Source organism: Kitasatospora phosalacinea, assembly GCF_000717185.1.
GTDB lineage: Bacteria > Actinomycetota > Actinomycetes > Streptomycetales > Streptomycetaceae > Kitasatospora > Kitasatospora phosalacinea_A.
On the sequence record NZ_JNYE01000075.1, the window covers coordinates 1 to 20,295 of the forward strand.

21 protein-coding genes are annotated in these 20,295 nt (G+C 74.2%); all 21 read right to left on the reverse strand.

The features are described from left to right. Nucleotides 1-379 precede the first annotated feature (379 nt). A complete protein-coding gene (locus tag OO57_RS27070) occupies nt 380-1,057 on the reverse strand; it encodes a GntR family transcriptional regulator (protein ID WP_033255295.1) in 678 nt (225 codons plus the stop codon). A 105-nt stretch (nt 1,058-1,162) separates the two neighbouring features. Continuing rightward, on the reverse strand, nt 1,163-2,044 hold the full coding sequence (locus tag OO57_RS27075; RefSeq protein ID WP_033255319.1) for an ornithine cyclodeaminase family protein: 882 nt from the start codon (nt 2,042-2,044) through the stop codon (nt 1,163-1,165). Between the two features lie 11 nt (nt 2,045-2,055). Next, nucleotides 2,056-3,066, reverse strand: coding sequence for a proline racemase family protein (locus OO57_RS27080; RefSeq protein ID WP_033255296.1), 1,011 nt, complete (start codon nt 3,064-3,066; stop codon nt 2,056-2,058). Further along, a complete protein-coding gene (locus tag OO57_RS27085) occupies nt 3,066-4,445 on the reverse strand; it encodes an aldehyde dehydrogenase family protein (RefSeq protein WP_033255297.1) in 1,380 nt (459 codons plus the stop codon). Before OO57_RS27085 ends, OO57_RS27080 begins: the two co-directional genes overlap by 1 nt. A 51-nt stretch (nt 4,446-4,496) precedes the next feature. Then, nucleotides 4,497-5,504 carry a proline racemase family protein gene (locus OO57_RS27090; protein ID WP_033255298.1) on the reverse strand — a complete coding sequence of 336 codons (1,008 nt, stop codon included), beginning with the start codon at nt 5,502-5,504 and terminating at the stop codon, nt 4,497-4,499. A gap of 96 nt (nt 5,505-5,600) precedes the next feature. Then, nucleotides 5,601-6,509: a dihydrodipicolinate synthase family protein gene (locus OO57_RS27095; protein WP_033255299.1), complete on the reverse strand. Its 909-nt coding sequence runs from the start codon at nt 6,507-6,509 to the stop codon at nt 5,601-5,603. A 591-nt stretch (nt 6,510-7,100) separates the two neighbouring features. Continuing rightward, nucleotides 7,101-8,552, reverse strand: a complete 1,452-nt coding sequence (locus OO57_RS27100) for an NAD(P)/FAD-dependent oxidoreductase (protein WP_033255300.1) — start codon at nt 8,550-8,552, stop codon at nt 7,101-7,103. Beyond that, nucleotides 8,533-8,841 carry a (2Fe-2S)-binding protein gene (locus OO57_RS27105; RefSeq protein ID WP_033255301.1) on the reverse strand — a complete coding sequence of 103 codons (309 nt, stop codon included), beginning with the start codon at nt 8,839-8,841 and terminating at the stop codon, nt 8,533-8,535. Before OO57_RS27105 ends, OO57_RS27100 begins: the two co-directional genes overlap by 20 nt. Nucleotides 8,842-9,005: 164 nt before the next feature. Further along, nucleotides 9,006-10,181 carry an NAD(P)/FAD-dependent oxidoreductase gene (locus OO57_RS27110; protein WP_033255302.1) on the reverse strand — a complete coding sequence of 392 codons (1,176 nt, stop codon included), beginning with the start codon at nt 10,179-10,181 and terminating at the stop codon, nt 9,006-9,008. Between the two features lie 176 nt (nt 10,182-10,357). After that, nucleotides 10,358-11,296 (reverse strand): twin-arginine translocase subunit TatC, encoded by a 939-nt coding sequence (gene tatC / locus OO57_RS27115; protein WP_033255303.1) that lies wholly within the window; start codon nt 11,294-11,296, stop codon nt 10,358-10,360. An 85-nt stretch (nt 11,297-11,381) separates the two neighbouring features. Beyond that, complete coding sequence (locus OO57_RS27120) at nt 11,382-11,645, reverse strand: twin-arginine translocase TatA/TatE family subunit (protein ID WP_033255320.1); 264 nt, start codon at nt 11,643-11,645, stop codon at nt 11,382-11,384. 176 nt (nt 11,646-11,821) lie between these two features. Then, on the reverse strand, nt 11,822-11,977 hold the full coding sequence (locus OO57_RS44150; protein WP_158715237.1) for a hypothetical protein: 156 nt from the start codon (nt 11,975-11,977) through the stop codon (nt 11,822-11,824). Between the two features lie 16 nt (nt 11,978-11,993). Further along, the gene (locus OO57_RS27125; RefSeq protein WP_033255304.1) at nt 11,994-12,224 is read right to left on the reverse strand and encodes a hypothetical protein; all 231 of its coding nucleotides are present in this window, start codon (nt 12,222-12,224) and stop codon (nt 11,994-11,996) included. Continuing rightward, complete coding sequence (locus OO57_RS27130; protein WP_033255305.1) at nt 12,221-13,186, reverse strand: helix-turn-helix transcriptional regulator; 966 nt, start codon at nt 13,184-13,186, stop codon at nt 12,221-12,223. Before OO57_RS27130 ends, OO57_RS27125 begins: the two co-directional genes overlap by 4 nt. After that, the gene (locus OO57_RS27135) at nt 13,183-14,157 is read right to left on the reverse strand and encodes a helix-turn-helix transcriptional regulator (protein WP_033255306.1); all 975 of its coding nucleotides are present in this window, start codon (nt 14,155-14,157) and stop codon (nt 13,183-13,185) included. Before OO57_RS27135 ends, OO57_RS27130 begins: the two co-directional genes overlap by 4 nt. 117 nt (nt 14,158-14,274) lie before the next feature. Further along, complete coding sequence (locus OO57_RS27140) at nt 14,275-14,646, reverse strand: FKBP-type peptidyl-prolyl cis-trans isomerase (RefSeq protein WP_033212825.1); 372 nt, start codon at nt 14,644-14,646, stop codon at nt 14,275-14,277. A gap of 59 nt (nt 14,647-14,705) precedes the next feature. After that, complete coding sequence (locus tag OO57_RS27145; RefSeq protein ID WP_081973998.1) at nt 14,706-15,992, reverse strand: FKBP-type peptidyl-prolyl cis-trans isomerase; 1,287 nt, start codon at nt 15,990-15,992, stop codon at nt 14,706-14,708. Between the two features lie 114 nt (nt 15,993-16,106). Beyond that, complete coding sequence (locus tag OO57_RS27150) at nt 16,107-17,102, reverse strand: FKBP-type peptidyl-prolyl cis-trans isomerase (RefSeq protein ID WP_033255307.1); 996 nt, start codon at nt 17,100-17,102, stop codon at nt 16,107-16,109. 79 nt (nt 17,103-17,181) lie between these two features. After that, complete coding sequence (gene pafA, locus OO57_RS27155; protein WP_030458364.1) at nt 17,182-18,543, reverse strand: Pup--protein ligase; 1,362 nt, start codon at nt 18,541-18,543, stop codon at nt 17,182-17,184. A 97-nt stretch (nt 18,544-18,640) separates the two neighbouring features. Then, the gene (gene prcA / locus OO57_RS27160; protein WP_033255308.1) at nt 18,641-19,393 is read right to left on the reverse strand and encodes a proteasome subunit alpha; all 753 of its coding nucleotides are present in this window, start codon (nt 19,391-19,393) and stop codon (nt 18,641-18,643) included. A 32-nt stretch (nt 19,394-19,425) separates the two neighbouring features. Beyond that, nucleotides 19,426-20,271, reverse strand: a complete 846-nt coding sequence (gene prcB / locus OO57_RS27165) for a proteasome subunit beta (RefSeq protein WP_033255309.1) — start codon at nt 20,269-20,271, stop codon at nt 19,426-19,428. Nucleotides 20,272-20,295 lie beyond the last annotated feature (24 nt).

A 20,295-nucleotide genomic window follows, 5' to 3' on the forward strand; every position in this document is an offset into this window, starting at 1 on the left:
GGCTCCACACCTACAATCACCACCGCGGACACACCGCACTCGCCGGCCAACCACCCGCCAGCCGCGTCCCCAACCTCACAGGACAGAACAGCTAGCGCGCTCGACGGGGGCCGGGAAGGCCGGGCTGCTCTCCGCGGGGGCGCGGCGGAGGGTGCCGGGCCCGCGGCGCCCGCCCCGCCGGAGGCCTCGGGCCCGCAGGCGGTGGGCCCCGTCGGCGCGAGGGCGGCTGGCGGGTGCGCACGGGGGCGTGGTTCCTGCTCGGACGGACGGCGACCGCGCGGGCCTGACAGGCGGTCAGCGCCCCACCGGCGCCCCGACAGCCGCAGCGCACCCTCCGGCCTACCGGCCTGCCCCCCGGCCCTCCTGCCTGCCCGCCGGACTACCCGGCGGGCTTGTCGCCGACCGCCCACAGGTGGCGGATGTGGCCGAGGTGGCGGGTCATGCACGCCTGGGCGGCCTCGGCGTCGCCGGTCAGCAGCACGTCGAGCAGTTCGAGGTGCTCCTCGGCGGAGGTGACGAGCTCGCCCTGCTGGTCGAGCCGGTTGAGGCCGTAGAGGCGGGAGCGCTTGCGCAGGTCGCCCACGGTCTCGACCAGGCGGGCGTTGCCGGCCAGGGCGAGCAGGTCGAGGTGGAACTGCCGGTCGGCCTCCAGGTAGCCGATCAGGTCGTGCTTGCGGGCGGCCGCGACGATCGCCTCGGCCTGCGGGCGCAGCGCTTCGAGCTGTTCGGCGGTGGCGGTCCGGGCGACCTGGCCGACGGTGGGGATCTCGATGAGCGCGCGGATCTCGGTGAACTCGTCGAGGTCCCGGTCGGAGAGCTCGGTGACCCGGAAGCCCTTGTTGCGGACGGCCTCGACCAGGCCCTCCCGGGCCAGGTCGAGCATCGCCTCGCGGACGGGGGTGGCGGAGACCCCGAAGTCGGCGGCCAGGGTCGGGGCGGAGTAGACCACGCCGGGGCGCAGTTCCCCGGAGATGAGTGCCGCACGCAGGGCGTGGGCGACCTGGTCGCGCAGCCGCTCCTGGACGGAGATGAGGTTGCGGGGCTTGAGGTCGGCCATGGTGTTCCTCCGGAGGTTCAACAGAACCCCATTGTACAATGTCACGTTGCGGAGAGTGAATGCCCTACGGGCGGATGTCGCCGTCCGTGTCCGGGAGCCGGGGCGCTACCCCGCCGCCGCGTACTGCGCCGCCGCCACCGCAAGATCCTGCCACGCCATGCCCACGCTCTTGAAGAACCTGGGTCGATCATGGCGGACGGCGGCCTTCCCGGCGACCAGTTCGGCCAGATTGACGAGCCGTCCGGCCCCGACCCCGGCCATCAGCAGGTCCCCGGCCTCGCGCAGCGCGACCTCCCGGGCCTCGACGAACAGGTCGGCGCGGCCGACCAGTTCGGCGTCCACCTCGCGGGCCCCCGGCTCGTGCGAGCCGACCGCGGCGACCACCGCCCGGTCCGGCACCAGCGCGCCGTCGAACAGCGGGGTGCGGGCGGTGGTGCAGCACACCACGAGGTCCGCGTCGGCGACCGCCCCGGGCGTGCCGACGGCCGCGTCCAGGCCCGGCGCGGCGGCGCGGGCGACCAGTTCGGCCGCCGGCCCCGGCCGCCGGGCCACCACGGTGACCCGGTCCAGCCCGGGCAGCACCGCCCGCAGCGCCTCCAGGTGGCCGAGCGCCTGCGGCCCGGCACCGAACAGCACCAGGTGCCGCACGTCCGGCGCCGCCAGCGCCCGCACCGCCAGCGCGGTGACCGCGGGGGTGCGCAGCGCGGTGAGCGCCGCCCCGTCCAGCAGCGCCAGCGGCTGGAGGGTGGGGCCGTCGAGCAGCAGGTACGCCCCGGTGATCCGGGGCAGCCCGGCCGCCGGGTTGGCCGGCGCCACCCCGGCGATCTTCACCCCGGCGTACCGCCCGGTCGCGGCGGGCATCAGCAGCAACTCCCCCGCCGGCACTGGCACGTTGGACCGCGGCGGGCACCCCTCCACGTCCAGCCCGTCCAGCAGGGCCCGCTCCAGCGCGGCCACGGCGGCGGCGTGGTCGAGCGTCAGTTCCAACTGCGCGACGGTCAAAGCAGGAACCCCGCTCCGAGGGTGTCCTCGCCGTCGAGGACGAAGCGGTGCTCGCCGGTGCGGTGGGCGGTGCCGGTGACCTCGGTGACCACTGCGCCGTCCTGCGGCCCGCGGACGCGGCCGGTGAAGACGGTGCCGATGATCGAGTCGTGGCGCAGGACGCGGCCGCCGGTGAGGGCGCCCTCGTCGGCGAGCAGGGCGAGCCGGGCGGAGGTGCCGGAGCCGCACGGGGAGCGGTCGATCTGGCCGTCGGCGAAGACGGTGACGTTGCGCTGGTGCGGACCGGTCGGCGTGTCGGGCAGTTCGTCGTACAGGATGACGCCGTAGACGCCGTCACGGTGCCCGGCGAGCGCCTCGTGGCCCTCCAGTGCGGCGCGGACCTCCCGTCCGGCGGCGGTGAGTTCGGCGAGCCGGTCGGGGACGACGGACAGGCCGAGCGCGGCGGCGGGCAGCGAGGCGTAGACCGCGCCGGAGTGCGCCAGGTCGACGGCCACCGTGCGTCCTCCCGCCGTCAGTTCGACCTTGCGGGCCAGCACCCGGGTCGGCACGTTGCGGAAGGTCACGGCGGTGGTGCGGCCGCCGCGGCGGTGCACGGTGGCGCTGACCCGGCCGGAGGGGACGTCGATGCGCACCAGCGCGGTGCCGTCCTCGGGGGCGGCGACCAGGCCGGTGTCCACGGCCCAGGCGCCGAGCGCCATGGTGCCGTGGCCGCACGCGGTCGAGTAGCCGTCCTTGTGCCAGAACAGGACGCCGAAGTGCGCCTCGCCGTCGTCCGCGGGGACGACGAACCCGCCGTACATCCCGGCGTGCCCGCGCGGTTCGCGGGTCAGCAGGCGGCGCACGTCGTCCAGCGCGCCGGGGCGCGGCGCGGTGGCGCTGCCGCCCGCGCCGATCGCGATCGAGCGGCGTTCGGCGACGGTGTCGCCGGGCACCGGCGGCAGGCCCGCGACGACGATCCGGAACGGCTCGCCCGCGGTGTGGTAGTCGGTGGTGGAGATCTGCTGCATCACTGCTCCCCGGCGGGCAGCACGCTGACGGTGCGCGAGGCGGTGTAGAAGTCGAGCGCGGCCCGGCCCTGCTCGCGGGAGCCGTACGAGGCGCCCTTGGCGCCGCCGAACGGCAGGTGGAAGTCAACGCCGCTGGAGGGCGCGTTGATCCGGACCATGCCCGCGTCCAGCCGGTCGGCGGCGGCCAGCGCCACGTCCAGGCTGCGCGAGTGGACGGAGGTGGAGAGGCTGTGCCGGGTGTCGTTGGCCAGCGCGACCGCCTCGTCCAGGTCGGCGGCGGGCAGCAGCACGGCGACGGGGCCGAAGAACTCCTCCGCCAGCAGCGGGTGCCCGGCCGGGACGCCCTCCACCAGGGTCGGCTCCAGGAACCAGCCCGCCCGTTCGGCCCGCGCCCCGCCCGCCAGCACGGTGGCGCCGCCCGCCCGGGCGGTGTCGACGGCGTCGGTCAGCCGCTCCAGCGCCTGCCGGTTGATCACCGGGCCGCAGGAGGTGGTCGGCGCGGACGGGTCGGCCGCCGGGGTCTGCTCCAACGCCTTCACCAGCGCCTCGGCCAGCGGCTCGTACGCGTCGCCGACGGCGATCACCCGGCTGGTGGCGGTGCACTTCTGGCCCGCGTAGCCCGCGATGGCGCCCGCCAGGTCCGCGGCGGCCCGGGCGATGTCGGCGTCGGGCAGCACCAGGGCGGCGTTCAGGCCGCCCATCTCGGCCTGCACCGGGATGCCGCGCCCGGTCGCCCCGGCGATCACCGAGCGGCCCACCCCGGTCGAGCCGGTGAAGGAGACCACGTCGGCGCCGCCGATCAGTGCCGTCCCCGCCTCGGCACCGCCCGGCACGACCGTCAGCACGCCCTCGGGCAGGCCCGCCAGCTCGGCCAGCCGCAGCGCCACCGCGACCGCCTCCGAGGACGGCTTGAGCACCACCGCGTTGCCGACGGCCAGCGCGGGCGCGGCCTTCCAACTGGGGATCGCCAGCGGGAAGTTCCACGGCGTGATCAGCCCGGCCACCCCGTACGGGCGGCGGCGGGTCAGCAGCAGGCCCGGCCCGGCGGCGGGCTCGTGCACCTCGCCGGAGGCGGCGAACGGCGCCTGCGCGTAGTAGCGCCAGATCGCCACCGTGCGGGCGACCTCGCCGCGGGCCTCGGCGACCGGCTTGCCGACCTCCCGGACGACCAGCTCGACCAGTTCGTCGGCGGCCCCCTCGATCGCCGCGGCCGCCGCCGTCAGCGCGAGCGACCGCCCGGCCGCCCCCAGCGCCCACCAGCCGCGCTGCGCCTCGCGCGCGCCCGCGAGCGCCGCCGCGACGCCCTCGGCCCCGGTCGACGGCACCGAGGCGACCAGGTCGTCGGGGTCGGCGGGATTGTACGAGTCGATCGTGGTCATGGGTCAGGAACCTTTCGCTGGAGGGGAGTTGGCGGAGCGGGCGGGGGGCCGCTACAGCAGGAAGCCGGTCGGGAACGGGTCCGCCGGGTCGAGGAAGTACTGCGCGGTGCCGGTCAGCCAGGCCCGGCCGGTGACGGTCGGGACGACGGCGGGCAGGCCGGCCACGGTGGTCTCCGCGACCAGGCGGCCGGTGAAGGTCGTCCCGATGAAGGAGTCGTTGCGGAAGCCGGCGCCGATCGCCAGCTCGCCGCGGGCGTGCAGCTGCGCCATCCGCGCGGAGGTGCCCGTCCCGCAGGGCGAGCGGTCGAACCAGCCGGGGTGGATGGCCATCGCGTGCCGCGAGTGCACCGCGTCCGAGCCGGGCGCGAGCAGCTGGACGTGGTGGCAGCCGTGGATGGACGGGTCCTCGGGGTGCACCGGCCGGTGCTCCTCCGAGGCGTTGACCGCCTCCATCACGGCCAGCCCGGCGGCCAGGATCTCGTCCTTGCGCCCGCGCTCGAACGGCAGCCCGAACTGCTCCAGCGGCAGGATCGCGTAGTAGTTGCCGCCGTACGCGAGGTCGTAGCGGACCGTCCCGTACCCGGGCACCGCCAACTCCCGTTCCAGCGCGACGGAGTACGAGGGCACGTTGCGGATGGTGACGGCGACCGCGGCCCCGTCGCGCACCGCGACCTCGGCGACCACCAGCCCGGCGGGGGTGTCCAGCCGCACGGTCGTGACGGGTTCGACCACCGGCACCATCCCGGTCTCCACCAGCACGGTGGCGACGCCGATGGTGCCGTGGCCGCACATCGGCAGCAGCCCGGAGACCTCGATGTACAGCACCCCGAAGTCGGCGTCCGGCCGGGTGGGCGGCTGCAGGATCGCGCCGCTCATCGCGGCGTGGCCGCGGGGTTCGTACATCAGCAGCGTGCGGAACCCGTCCAGGTGCTGCTGGAAGTGGGTGCGCCGCTCGGCCATGGTGGCGCCGGGGACGGTGCCGAAGCCGCCGGTGATCACCCGGGTGGGCATGCCCTCGGTGTGCGAGTCGACGGCGTGGAAGACGTGACGGGTCCGCATCGCGGTGCTCTCCAGTCAGCTGGCGGGTGTCGGGACGGGGGCGCGGGGCCCGGACCGGCTCCCCCGGTGCCGGTCCGGGCCTCCCGCGCGGGGTGGTTACCGGTGGCCCTCGGCGAGCGCCTTCTCGGTCGCGGCGCGCACCGCGGCCTCGATCTCCGGCGCCAGCGGCAGGCGCGGGGCGCGGGTCGGGCCGCCGGGGCGGCCCGCGATGTCCATCGAGAGCTTGATGGACTGCACGAACTCGGTCTTGGAGTCCCAGCGCAGCAGCGAGTGCAGCGACTTGTAGAGCGGGACGGCGGTGGCCAGGTCGCCGGAGACGGCGGCGTGGTACAGCGCGGAGCTGGCCGCGGGCAGCGCGTTCGGGTAGCCCGCGATCCAGCCGACCGCACCGGCGACGGCCAGCTCCAGCAGCACGTCGTCGGCACCGATCAGCAGGTCCAGGCCCGGGGCCAGCTCGCCGATCTCGTAGGCGCGGCGGACGTCGCCGGAGAACTCCTTGACCGCGACGATCGAACCGTCCGCGTGCAACTGCGCCAGCAGCGCCGGGACGAGGTCGACCTTGGTGTCGATCGGGTTGTTGTACGCGACGACCGGCACCCCGACCTTCGCGACCTCGGCGTAGTGGGCCCGCACCGCGGCGTGGTCGGCCCGGTAGGCGTTCGGCGGCAGCAGCAGCACCGAACCGGCCCCGGCCTCGGCCGCCTGCTCGGCCCAGCGGCGCGACTCCGCACTGCCGTACGCGGCGACCCCGGGCATCACCCGGGCCCCGTCCCCGGCCGCCTCGACCGCGGTGGTGACGACCTTGGCGCGCTCCTCCGGCGTGAGCGTCTGGTACTCGCCGAGCGAGCCGTTGGGGACGACGCCGTCGCAACCGTTGTCGATCAGCCAGCGGACGTGCTCGGCGTAGGCGTCGTAGTCCACCGTGAGGTCATCCCGGAAGGGGAGGGTGGTGGCGACCATGATGCCGCGCCAGGGCCGGGTGGAGTCGTGGGGGGTGCGGGTCATGGGGGTCTCCCTAGATATGATGTGTGACATTTTATAAGTGGGCGAGCCGAGTCCACAAGAGGACCCGCCACCCGAGTCGATCCAGCCGAACACCCGGCCCGGAACCCGCACCGAGAACGACACCTCCCGCCCCGACACGCCCCCGAACCACCGGCCCCACCAACAGCCCCGGCCACCTCAGCCTCCGGCACCTGGCACCTGGCACCTGGTACCTGGCACCGACGGTCAGGCGATCAGGCCGCCTCAGCCTCCGGCACCAACTGCCCGGCATCCAGCACCCGGTTGCCCGACTGCCCAGCTATCCGGCCGTCCGGCCGCCTCCGGCACCAACTGCCCGGCACCCGAGGCCCGACAGCCAACTGCCCAGCACCCGGCCTCCGGCCACCCGGCCCCCGGCCACCTCAGCCTCCGGCGCCTGGCAGCGACGGTCAGGCGATCAGGCCGCCTCAGCCTCCGGCACCAACTGCCCGGCCATCCGGCCGCCAGGCCGTCCACCTGCCCGACTGCCCGACTGCCCGGCCCACCGTCCAGCACGTCCCGGCGCCACACCGGAGGCAACCGCCCCCGGCCCGGCGCCGGCCCGCCGACCGGCTAGTCCCGTCTCCGCTGCTCCGGCTCGACCGGCCCCGCCAGTTGCGCCAGTTGCGCCAGTGGCACCGGACAGGAGAGCGGTCGACTGTCCGCCCGCCCGCCCCCGCCGTCGCCGGACAGGCAGGCCACCGCGGGCCCGCACATCCGGCCCTGGCACCAGCCCATCCCGGCCCGGGTGAGCAGTTTGACCGTCCGGGCGTCGCCGGCGCCGAGTTCCTCGACGGCTGCCCGGATCTCGCCCGCCGGGACTTCCTCGCACCGGCAGACGTCGGTGTCGTCGGTGACCCAGCTGGTCCAGTCCGGTCCGGGAGCGTGCGCGGCGGCCATCAGCGCGGCGAACGCGCGCCGTCGCCGCCGGGTGGCGGTCTCCCGGGCGGGGGCGGGGCGTCCGGCGACCGCGTGGGCGGCCAGGACGCCTTCGGCGAGCGCCAGGTCGGCGCCGCCGACGCCGCAGGTCTCCCCCGCGGCCCACAGCCCGGGCACGCTGGTGCGCTGCTCGGCGTCGACCTTGAGGGCGGCTGCGCCGTCCGGTCCGGTGACCGTCTCGGCGCCGAGTTCGGTGGCGAGTTCGATCTGCGGGACGAGTCCGTGCCCGATCGCCAGCGCGTCGCACGCGATGCGCCGTTCGCTGCCGGGCACCGGCTTCCACCGGGCGTCCAGTCGGGCCACCGTGACGGCGGTGACCCGGTCGGTGCCGTGCGCCTCGACCACGGCACTGCTGCGGCGCAGCCGCACGCCGCGCCGCAGCAGCCTGGCGCCGTGCGAGGCGCCCTCGGCGAGCTTCGCGGGGTTGCCGGCCAGCGCCGGCAGTCCGCGGGCGTAGCCGAGGTACGAGGTGGCCTCCACGATCGCGGGGACCTCCGCGCCGGCCGAGACCAGCGAGGAGGCGGCGGCCAGCAGCAGAGGGCCGCTGCCGGACACCACGATCCGTCGGCCGGGCAGCACCAGGGAGGACTTGAGCATCGCCTGCGCGCCGCCCGCGGTGACCACTCCGGGCAGCGTCCAGCCGGGGAAGGGCAGGTGCCGCTCGTAGGCGCCGGTGGCCAGCAGGACGGCGCGGGCCAGGACGGTGGCCCGGTCGCCGGCCTCGGGGCCGCGGGTGGCGTGCAGGCGCCAGGGGCGCTCCCCGTCGCCGGGGACGCCCGCTTCGGCCGCCCACACGTGGTGGCCGGGCAGGTGGTCGACCAGCGGCGAGGCCGCCAGCCGGGCACGCAGCCGGGCGAACGCCGCCCAGCCGTGGTGCAGCTTCTCCGGCCGGGCCGCGCCGAGTCCGGGCGCGGGGTGCCGGTAGTACTGGCCGCCGGGGCGGCTGCCCGCGTCGACCAGCGCGACCCGCAGGCCGAGCCCGGCGGCGGCGTCGGCCGCGGCCAGTCCGGCGGGGCCCGCGCCGATCACCGCGAGGTCGTGGACCTCCGCACGGCCGCCGGACGGCTCAGACTTCGAGGTCGGCATGGCCGTGGCCCTCCTGGGTGGTGACGGTGTCGCCGTGCTCGGCGGGCAGCAGGCACAGGCGCTGGTTGGGGCGGCCGTTGACGGTGGCGAGGCAGTCGAAGCACTGTCCGATCCCGCAGAACGCGCCCCGCGGACGGCCCCCGCCGCGGGTGGTGCGCCAGGCGAGCACGCCGTCGGCCCACAGCGCGGCGGCCAGCGTCTGCCCGGGCAGCGCGGGCACCGGGCGCCCGTCGAACAGGACGGTCCGGGCGGGCCCGGGTTCGGCGCCCACCAGGTCGAGCGGGTCCATGGCTACTCCTCGCCTTCGCATGCTTCGTACCGCACGGCTCCCCCGACTCCCCCAGCTCCCCCCAGTTCCCCCGGCCCCCGGGCCCCCGACCCTCCGCACCGCCGCCGGAGCCGTCGGAGCCGCCGGAGCCGCCGCCCCGCGCCCGCCCCCGGTCGCGGCCCCGTTCACGACTCCCCCTCCGCAGCCTCCGCAGCCTCCGCGCCCTCGAAGCGCTCGGGGCGGAACGGCGCGAGGTCCAGTTCCGGTTCCCGCCCGGTCAGTCGACGGCTGATCAGCAGCCCGGTGGCGGGCGCCAGGCCGATGCCCGCGCCCTCGTGCCCGCAGGCGTGGTGCAGGCCGGGGACGCGGGCGTCCGGGCCGATCGCGGGCAGGTGGTCGGGCAGGTAGGGGCGGAAGCCCCGGTAGGAGCGCTGGACCTGGACGGTGCGCAGCACCGGGAAGAGCGCGGCGGCCTGGGCGGCGAGCCGGTGCAGCACCTCGGGGTCGAGGGTGCGGTCGAAGCCGACCCGTTCGCGGCTGGCGCCGATCAGCACCGGCCCGGCGGGGGTGCCCTCGACCACGGCGGAGGACTGCAGGTCGGCCGAGCCGGAGGCGACGTCGGCGACGTAGTCGGCGGCGTAGACCTTGTGCCGGACGATCCGCGGTAGCGGTTCGGTGACGAGGACGAAGCCGCGCCGGGGCAGCACCGGCAGGCGGACGCCGGCCAGGGCGGCGAGTTCGCCGCCCCAGGTGCCCGCGGCGTTGACCACGGCGGGTGCGGCGAGTTCGCGGCGGGTGGTGGCGACGCCGGTGACGCTGCCGCCGGGGCCGCGCAGCAGGGCGGTGACGGCCTCGCCGAGGTAGCGGTCGGCGCCGGAGGCGCGCAGCAGGTGGGCGGCGGCGAGGGCGGGCTGCACCTGGGCGTCCTGCGGGTACAGGTAGCCGCCGGGGAGGCCCTCGGCCAGGTGGGGTTCGTGGGTGCGCAGTTCGTCGGCGGCGACCGGGAGGGCCTCCACTCCGACGGCGCGCTGCTTCGCGGCGAAGCCGTGCAGCAGGTCGAGTCCGGCGGGCCCGGTGGCGACCACCAGGCCGCCCTTGGGCTCGTACTCGACGCGGTCGCCGAACTCCTCGGCGAGTTCGCGCCACAGGCGGGTGGAGAGCAGGGCGAGGTCGAGTTCGGGGCCGGGTTCCTTGTCGGAGACCAGCAGGTTGCCCTCGCCCGCGCCGGTGGTCCCGCCGGCCACCGGCCCGCGGTCCACCACGGCGACCTTCAGGCCGGCGCGGGCCGCGTAGTAGGCGCAGGCGGCGCCGACGACACCGGCGCCGACCACCACGACGTCGTAGGGGGTTCGCTTGAGCACGTCAGTAATATGTCACATGGCTCGAACCGCGGGCAAGCCCCCCACCAGCACCGATCTCCCCCGCCTCCCCCTCCCCGAGACCCCCTCCCTGGAACGCCCTTCCCTGCAACTCCCCCGGAACGCGGAACGGCCCCGGACCACAGGGGTCCGGGGCCGTTCGACCGCTCAGGGGGTCATCAGGTGATGTCGTCGTCGATCTGGTCGCGGCGCGCGGCCGGGATCGGCGCCGAGGCCTCCACCGGCTCCACCCCGCCGACCGACTCCGCCTCCGCCACGCCCTCGACCGTCAGGTCGACCTCGGAGGCCTCCTCGTCGCTCAGCCCGGCGTACGGGTTGCGGGCGGCCTTGCGCTTGTCGTTCAGCAGCGAGATGCCGACCGCCAGGAAGTACAGCGCCCAGATCGGCGCGGCCAGCGCCAGCATCGACAGCGGGTCGGCGGACGGGGTGGCGAAGGCCGCGAACACCGTGATGCCCATGACCATCGCGCGCCACCAGCCGAGCAGCCGCTTGCCGGTGAGCACCCCGACCAGGTTGAGCATCACCAGGAACAGCGGCAGCTCGAAGCCCGCGCCGAACACCAGCACCATGCGGGTGATCAGGTCGAGGTAGTCCTCCACCGGCACGATCGAAGTGACGCCGTCCGCGATGAAGCTGATCAGCATCTGCGCGGTGACCGGCATGACCACGTACGCGAGCACCGCGCCCGCCAGGAACAGCGGGGTGCCGACGGCCAGGAAGGTGATCGAGTAGCGCCGCTCGTGCTGGTGCAGGCCCGGCGAGACGAACTTCCACAGCTGGTACAGCCACACCGGGGTGGCGGCCACCACGCCGGCCGTGAGGCTGACCTTCAGCATGACCGTGAACGGCGTGGTCAGGCCGATGTTGGAGATCTCGGCGCAGTGGTCCATGCCGCCGGTCGGCTTGCCGTCCGGGCCGCAGGCGGGCAGCGGCGCGATCAGGAAGTCGAGCAGCCGCTTGTGGTAGAACATCGCAACGATCGTGAAGACGATGATCGCCAGCAGTGCCTTGACCACCCGGTTGCGCAGTTCGCGGAGATGGTCGGCGAGCGCCATGCGCCCCTCAGGGTCCTTGGCCGCCTTGGTCGTCTTGCTCAACCCGGTCCTCGAATCGTGCGCTCGTCGTAGTCGGAGTGGGGCGGGAGCCCGACGTGGGTGTTCAGTGGGTGCTCGGGGGAGGTGCTCAGGCGGCCCGGTCGGTGCGGGACGCGCCGGGGGCGGCCTTGACCACCCGGTCCGGCTCGGCGGGGGCGGCGGCGGAGCCGGAGGGGGGCGCGGCGGCCTCGCGGCCGGAGTCGAACTCCCGGCGCAGCGCCTTGCCCTCGCTCTTGAGGATCCGCAGCGAGCGTCCGAGCGCCCGCGCCGCGTCCGGCAGCCGCTTGCCGCCGAACAGCAGCACCGCGAACACCGTGACCAGCAGCAGCGAGCCGGGCGAAAGGAGTCGCATCTCGGGCACCGCCTTCCTTGTCCGGGAGGCAGGGCTCCCCCTCTGCGGGCGATGGTAGCCGCTCGTGGTGTCGCGGCGGGAACCCGGTCCCCAACGATCGGGTACCGGTCCGCCCCCGCCGCACCGCACCGGCCGACCCCCGCCGCACCGGGCCGACCGGCCCCCGCCGCGCCGCGTCAGTCGGACCCGCTCGCCCGCTGCAGCGCGGTGACCGCGCCGTCCACCTCGCGGGCCAGCGCCCGGGCGTCCAGCCACAGCCGCAGCGCGAGCGCGCCGAGCACCAGCAGGCCCGCGGTGGACAGCAGGACGGCCCCGACCAGGGTCCAGTTCACGTGCGCCGCCCCTTCCCTATCCGTCCACCGGCAGCAGCCGCATGGTGTGCACGCCGGCCTCGGTGAGCGCGGCGACGATCTTCTCCCCGGCGATCTTGCGGACGGACGCCCCGCAGGCCGGACAGGTGAAGCTGTAGAAGGTGCGCTCCTTGCTGGCGCCGAGGGCCAGCCGGAACTCGGCGGCCGGGAGCTCGACCTTCTCCCGGCACTGCGAGCAGTACACCTTGAACCTGGTGCCGTCGGTCACGTGGCGCTGACCTGTCCGTCCCGGTAGTGCTCCAGCGCGGCCAGCGCGGCGGTGCGGGCCTGTTCGGCGAGCTGGGCGGGGGCGGTGAAGCGGCCGTCCCGGCCCAGGCGCAGGGCGAGGGTGCGCAGGCCGGCCGGTTCGGCGGAGCGCAGGGTGATCCGCAGGCCGCCGTCGGGGAGCTCCTCGGCGCTGTCGTGGGTGTAGTACTCGGCGACCCAGCGGCCGCCGGGGCCGACCTCGACCACCACCTGCGGGTCGTCCGCGGTGGGGGCGACCAGCCCGGCGGACAGGTCGCGGGGCTGGAGGCGGGGCGGGTTGGCGGGCTCGTCCAGCACCTTGATCTCGGCGATCCGGTCGAGCCGGAAGGTGCGCCGGTCCTCGGAGGTCCGGCACCAGCCCTCCAGGTAGGTGTGGCCCTCGGTGACCAGCCGGATCGGGTCGACCTCGCGCTCGGTCAGCTCGCCGCGGCCGTGCGACCAGTAGCGCAGCCAGATCAGCCGGCCCTCGCTGAGGGCGCGGTCGATGTCGGCGAAGACGGTGCCCTCGGCCTCGAAGGTGACGCCGATCCGGGCGGCGGACTCGGCGTTCTCGCCCGCCGCGTCCTCGATCTTGGCGACGGCCCGGGTCAGCGCCTGCCGGTCGCGCTCGCGCAGCCCGGGCAGGCCCGCGACGGCGCGGGCGGCGACCAGGAGCGCGGTGGCCTCGTCGGCGGCCAGCCGCAGCGGCTGGGCGACGTCGTCGACGTTGTGCCACCAGATCCGCTCGCCGTCGGTGTCGATGTCGAGCAGGTCGCCGCCGCGGAAGGACGTCCCGCACATCGGCAGCACGTTGAGGTCGCCGATCAGCTCCCGCTCGGTGATCCCGAACGCCCGCGCCACCTCGGCCACCTCGGCCCCGGGCCGCTCGCGCAGGTAGGTGACCAGCGACAGCATCCGCCGCGTCTGGTCGATCGCGTTACTCATGCCTGAACCTCCGCGAGACCGGCGACGGCGCGCAGCCGGTCGATGACGTCGGCCCGCAGGTCCTCGGGGCCGATCACGATGACGTCGGGGCCGTACTCGGCCAGGTCGGCGCCCAGGCCGTTGCCGTGCGGGATGTCCAGCTCGTCCCAGTCGGCGTCCACCGGCCGGGTCTCCAGCGCCCGCTGGCGCAGCGGGTAGGCCGCGCCCGAGCGCACCTTGACCCGCGCCACCGCGGTCGCGCCCTCGCCCGCGAACCGGGCCACCACGGCCCGGACGTCCACGTGCTCGGGCACCTCGCCGGTGAACGCGCCCGCCCGGGAGCGGACCTTGCCGGTGATCCGGGAGAGCCGGAACACCCGGGCCGAGCCGCGGTCGCGGTCGTACCCGGCCAGGTACCAGTGGCCGCGCCAGCACTCCAGCGCCCAGGGCTCGACCGAGCGCGGCTCGGCGGTCGCGGCGCCGGCCTTGCGGTAGTCGAAGGTGACCGGGCGCCGGTCGCGGGCGGCGGTGAGCAGCGGCTCGAACGCGGCCTCCCGGCCGGGGATTCGCGGCTCCAGCGCGCCGTGCTCGCGGTCCTCGGCGAACGGGACGCCCGCGGCGCGCAGCTTCTGCAGGGCGCCGCTGGCGGCGCCGGACATCTTGGCCTGCTGCCAGACCCGGGCGGCCAGCGCCAGCGCGGCGGCCTCCTCGGCGTCCAGGGCGATCTCGGGGAGGCGGTTGCGGTCGCGGCGGGCGAGGTAGCCGATCTCGCCGTCGAGCGCGTTCTCGTCCACGTCGATGATCAGTCCGAGTTCCCGCAGGTCGTCCTTGTCGCGCTCGAACATCCGGTTGAAGGCGTCCTCGGAGCCCTGCTGCCAGGCCTCCCGGTACGCCTCGACGGACTCGCGCAGCTCTTTCTTGGAGAGCGGACGCCGGGTGTTCATCAGGCACAGGGCGAGGTTCATCAGCCGCTCTGCCTTGGCGATCGCCATCGCTGACCCTTCCTCCGATCGGGGGTGACCTGCCTGACCGTACCGGTACGGGCACGTTCAGAGAAAGCCGGACCCCCGGCTCCTGGTGGAGCCGGGGGTCCGGTGGTGCGTCCGAGGTCAGACGCCCAGCAGGTCCACCACGAAGATCAGGGTGGAGCCGGCCGGGATGAGCGGGCTCGGCGACTGGTTGCCGTAGGCCAGGTGCGGCGGGATGACCAGCTCGCGGCGGCCGCCGACGCGCATGCCCTCGACGCCCTGGTCCCAGCCCTTGATGACCCGGCCCCCGCCCAGCGGGAACTTGAAGGTCTGGCCGCGGTTCCAGGAGGCGTCGAACTCCTCGCCGGAGGCGAAGGTGACACCCACGTAGTGGACCTCGACGACCGCGCCGGCCTTGGCCTCGGCACCGTCGCCGACCACGATGTCGCGGATCTGGAGCTCGGTCGGGGCGTCGCCGCCCGGGAAGTCGATCTCCGGCTTGGTCAGGCTCACGATTGCTCTTCTCGTTCGGTTGCGTGAACGGGGTTCATCCTAGGCGCACCGACGGCCGGTCAGCTGTCGCCGCCGACGCCCGCGTCCAGGATGTCCACCACGAACACCAGGGTGGAGTTGGCCGGGATGCTGTCGCTGGCCTGGTCCTTGTAGCCCAGCGAGGCGGGGATGACCAGCTCGACCCGGCTGCCGATGTTCTGGCCGGTGATGCCCTGGTCCCAGCCCTGGATGACGCTGCCGGCGCCGGTGGTGAAGGTGAACGCCTGCCCGCGGTCGAGCGAGGAGTCGAACTTCTTGCCGTCCTTGTAGAGCACGCCGGTGTACTGGACCAGCACCTTCTCGCCGGACTCGACCTTGCGGCCCTTGCCCTGGATGAGCACGTGGCTCTTCAGCTCGGTCGGGTCCGCGGCGCCCGGGACGGGGGTGATCTCGGCGGGCTTGCTGCCGTTGTCCTTGACCTGCGGGAAGTCCGCGGGCGGCGGGGTCACGTCACCGGAGAGCACCGCGCCGGGCGCGGTGGACTGCCGGATGTCCAGCACGAACACCAGGCTGTCGGTGCCCGCGATGCCCAGGCCGCTGTTGCCCTGCGTGCCGAACGCGGCCGCGGGCGGGGCGACCACCAGCAGGCGGCTGCCGGCCTTGTGGCCCACGACGGCGTTGTCCAGCGCGGCGATCAGCGACCCGTTGCCGGCCTGGTAGAGCTGCGGCTTGCCGTTCTCCTCCCCGTACGAGCCGGGGATCTCCTTGCCGGTCTGCCAGTCCATCGCGGTGTAGTCGACGGAGACCCAGTTGCCCTTCTCGACCTTCGCGCCGCTGCCCTCGGACAGCTCCTTGACCACGAAGGTGCCGTCGGGCGCGTCCTTGGGCAGCGTGATGGCGGCCTTGGAGCCGAAGTCGCCGGAGACCGTGGGCAGCACCTTGGCGCTGTCCTTGATCGGCGGCACCGGCTCCTGGGTCGGCGCGTCCGAGGCGGCCGCGCTGGGGCTGGCCGTCGCGGAGTCCGACTTGGCGGCGGGCTTGCTGTCGCCGTCCTTGTTGACGTAGTACATCGTCACGGCGGACGCGACCAGCAGCACCGCGAGGACCGAGCCCAGGATGACGCCGAGCCGGCCCACCCCGCCCGGGTCCTCGTCGTACCCGGCCTCGGAGAGCGGGACCTTGCGCTGGTTGGACGCGAAGACCTGCGGGGCCTGCTCGCCCTTGGCGTCGGGGCTGACCGGGTTGGTCGGCGGCGCCCAGCCGGCCTGGGTCAGGATCTCCGCGGGGACGACGATCGACTCGCGGTCCACCGTGGGCTGGTTCCCGGTGTTGTCGGCCTCGCCCGGGCTCGACGCTTTCTCAGACATGACTCCCCATTCGACTCGCCCGACGACGCGTGTACCACTGGTGCGGGGCAGCAGTATGCCAGGTCGGCATGAGAGCCGTTCGGGCCGGTCGGTGCCCCCGCTGTCAGGCGGTTCTCAGACGGCTTCCAGGATGTCGATCACGAACACCAGGGTGGAGTTCGCCGGGATCGACCCGCTGGCCTGGTCCCCGTAGCCCAGCGAGGGCGGCACCACCAGCAGCACCCGGCTGCCGACGGTCTTGCCGACCAGCCCCTGGTCCCACCCCTTGATCAGGCTGCCGGTGCCGACCTGGAGCGCCTGCGCGCCGCCGTGGTTCCACGAGGAGTCGAACTGCTTGCCGTCCGCCCAGGTCACGCCGGTGTACTGGACCAGCAGCGTCTGCCCGCTCTGCACCTCCGGGCCGGTGCCCTTGACCAGCACGTACTGCTGCAGGTCGGCGGGCGGCTGCTCGCCGGAGGGGACGGTGATGGTGGGCGCGGCCTTGCCGTTGTCCTTCACCTGCGGGGCGTTGGCGGGCGGCTGGGTGAGGTCCCCGGGGACGGTGGTGTCCGGCGGCACCGCGCTCACCACGTCCAGCACGAACACCACGGTGTCGTCCTTGCCGACGCCCAGCGCGCTCGACCCCTGGCTGCCGAACCCGGCCGCGGGCGGGGCGACCACCAGCACCCGGGAGCCGACCTTCTTGCCGACCACGCTCTGGTCGAACGCGGGCACCAGCTGCCCGCTGCCCGCCTGGTAGAGCTGCGGCTTGCCGCCGGAGTCGTAGGAGCTGGAGAGGTCCTTGCCGCTGGTCCAGTCCTTGACGGTGTAGTTGACCGTCACCCAGTCGTCCTTCTTGACCTCGGCCCCGGAACCCTCGCTCACGACGCTCACCACGAAGTCGCCGCTCGGCTGCCCGGACGGCAGCGTGATCGTCGCCTTCGAGCCGAAGTCGCCGCTGACGGTCGGCATCGGCGAGGCGGAGGCCACCGGGCTCGGCACCTCGGGCGCGGAGGCCGAGGAGGCCGGGGGCGTCGTCGCGGCGGACTTGCCGGACCCGTCCGAACTGCTGCATCCGGCGATCAGCACGGCGGTCAGGGGAACGGTGAGCAGGCAGGCGATTCGACGCATGGCGCCAGCCTATGACCCGATTCGTCCGGTCCGTCGGAGGCGCTCGGCGCGCCCCCGACGGACCGTCACGGCCGGTCGGTCACATCCCGGCGATCAGCTTCTCCACCCGCTCGTCGACCGAACGGAACGGGTCCTTGCACAGCACGGTGCGCTGCGCCTGGTCGTTCAGCTTCAGGTGCACCCAGTCGACGGTGAAGTCGCGGCGCTGCTCCTGGGCGCGGCGGATGAAGTCGCCGCGCAGCCGGGCCCGGGTGGTCTGCGGGGGTACCGACTTGCCCTGGAAGGTCAGCAGGTCGGTGGTGACCCGCTGGGCCTGGCCGTTCTTCTGCAGCAGGTAGAACAGGCCGCGGCGGCGGTGGATGTCGTGGTAGGCCAGGTCGATCTGGGCGACCCGCGGGTTGGACATGGTCATCTGGTGCTTGGCCCGGTACTTCTCGATCAGCTGGTACTTCATGATCCAGTCGATCTCGGTGCCGACCTTGGCCAGGTCCTCGCTGCGCACCGCCTCCAGGGTGCGGCCCCACAGGTCCAGCACCCGGGCCACGGTGCCCTCGTTGAGGCCCTTGCGGTCGGCGAACTCCAGCGCCTTGGTGTAGTACTCCTCCTGGATCTCCAGCGCGGAGGCCTCCCGGCCGTTGGCCAGCCGGACCTGGTGGGTGCCGGTCAGGTCGTGGCTGACCTCGCGGATCGCCCGGATCGGGTTCTCCAGCGTGAGGTCCCGCATCACCACCCCGGCCTCGATCAGCCGCAGCACCAGGTCGGTGGCGCCGACCTTGAGCAGCGTGGTGGTCTCCGACATGTTGGAGTCGCCGACGATGACGTGCAGCCGCCGGTAGCGCTCGGCGTCGGCGTGCGGCTCGTCGCGGGTGTTGATGATCGGACGGGAGCGGGTGGTCGCCGAGCTGACGCCCTCCCAGATGTGCTCGGCCCGCTGGCTGACGCAGTACACCGCGCCGCGCGGGGTCTGCAGCACCTTCCCGGCGCCGCAGATCAGCTGCCGGGTCACCAGGAACGGGATCAGCACGTCCGCCAGCCGGGAGAACTCGCCGTGCCGGGCCACCAGGTAGTTCTCGTGGCAGCCGTAGGAGTTGCCGGCCGAGTCGGTGTTGTTCTTGAACAGGTAGACGTCCCCGGCGATGCCCTCCTCGTGCAGCCGCCGCTCCGCGTCCACCAGCAGCCCCTCGAGGATCCGCTCGCCGGACTTGTCGTGGGTGACCAGCTCGGTGACGTCGTCGCACTCGGGGGTCGCGTACTCGGGGTGGGAGCCGACGTCGAGGTAGAGGCGGGCGCCGTTCTTCAGGAAGACGTTGCTGCTGCGGCCCCAGGAGACGACCCGGCGGAAGAGGTAGCGGGCCACCTCGTCCGGCGACAGCCGGCGCTGGCCGCGGAAGGTGCAGGTGACGCCGTACTCGTTCTCGATCCCGAAAATTCGACGGTCCATGGGCGACTCTTCTCTGTTCGAAGCTCGGTGGAACCCCTCGGAGGCGGCGGGTGGACGGTCGGGCGGCCCGCCGTGCGCGGCGGGCCGCCCGGGGCGGTCATTCGGTGTCGGCGCTCGCGTCGCCCTCGTCCTCGGCGGCGGCCGACTCGTCGCCGCTGAGCAGCCGGGCCAGCTGGCCGCCCAGGATGCGCTTGAACTTGCGCTGCCGGGGGCGCTGGCGGTCCAGCACGGCGACCTCCAGCTGCTCCGGCGTCAGGGTGCGGGGGCTGCCGCCGTTGGGGTCGCGGGCGAGGCCGTCGACGGCCAGCTTGAGCGCCTCCGCCAGGCCCAGGCCGGAGCGGTGGCGCTGGCCGAGGTAGCTGCCGATGGAGTCGGCGTTGCCGCCGACCACCACCGCGTTCTTCTCGTCCACCACCGAGCCGTCGGGGGTGAGCCGGTAGATCTGGTCGTCGGCGTCCGTCCGGCCGACCTCGGCGACGATCAGCTCGACCTCGTAGGGCTTCTCCCCGACCGAGGAGAAGATGGTGCCGAGGGTCTGCGCGTACACGTTGGCCAGGCCGCGGGCGGTGACGTCGGCCCGGTCGTAGGAGTAGCCGCGCAGGTCGGCGTAGCGGACGCCGCCGATCCGCAGGTTCTCGAACTCGTTGTAGCGGCCGACCGCGGCGAAGGCGATCTTGTCGTAGATCTCGGAGACCTTGTGCAGCGCGCGGGAGGTGTTCTCCGCGACGAAGACGATGCCGTCGGCGTAGGTGAGCACGACCACGCTCCGACCGCGGGCGATGCCCTTGCGGGCGTACTCCGCGCGGTCCGCCATGGCCTGCTGGGGTGAGACGTAGAACGGCGTGGACACCGCCGGTCTCCCTTCGGGTGGTGGGGGCGGACTCAGAGGAGCGGGGCCTGCGGACCGTTCGGGTGCTCGCGGCGCTGTTCGGTGATGGTGACCGCGATCGCGGCGACCTCGTCCTCGTCGAGCCGGCGGAAGCCGTCCTCGGTGATCAGCGTGACGATCGGGAAGATCTTGCGGGCCAGGTCCGGGCCGCCGGTCGCCGAGTCGTCGTCGGCGGCGTCGTAGAGCGCCTGGACGGCGAGGGTGGCGGCCTGCTCGCCGGTCAGCCCGTCCCGGTAGAGCTTCTTCATCGCGCCGCGGGCGAACACCGAGCCGGAGCCGGTGGCGGCGAAGCCGGACCGCTCCTCGGAGCGGCCGCCGGTCACGTCGTAGGTGAAGATCCGGCCGCGGCCGAGGTCGAGGTCGTAGCCGGCGAACACCGGGACGACCGCGAGGCCCTGCATGGCCATCGCCAGGTTGGAGCGGATCATCGTGGTGAGCCGGTTGGCCTTGCCCTCGAACGAGAGCACGGCGCCCTCGATCTTCTCGTAGTGCTCCAGCTCCAGCTGGAACAGCCGGACCATCTCGACCGCGAGGCCGGCCGTGCCGGCGATGCCGACGGCGCTGTACTCGTCCGCCGGGAAGACCTTCTCGATGTCCCGCTGGGCGATGACGTTGCCCATGGTGGCGCGGCGGTCACCGGCCAGCACCACGCCGCCGTCGAACACCGCGGAGACGATGGTGGTGCCGTGCGGCGCCTCGACGGTCATCCCCTCGGGGAGGGTGCGCCGGCCGGGGAGCAGCTGGGGCGCGTGGCTGTCGAGGAAGTCGAGGAACGAGGAGGAGCCGGGGGTGAGGAAGGCGGCCGGCAGACGCCCGGTGCCACTGAGGTTGGCTTCCACACGTGTCCTTCCGGATCGAAGATC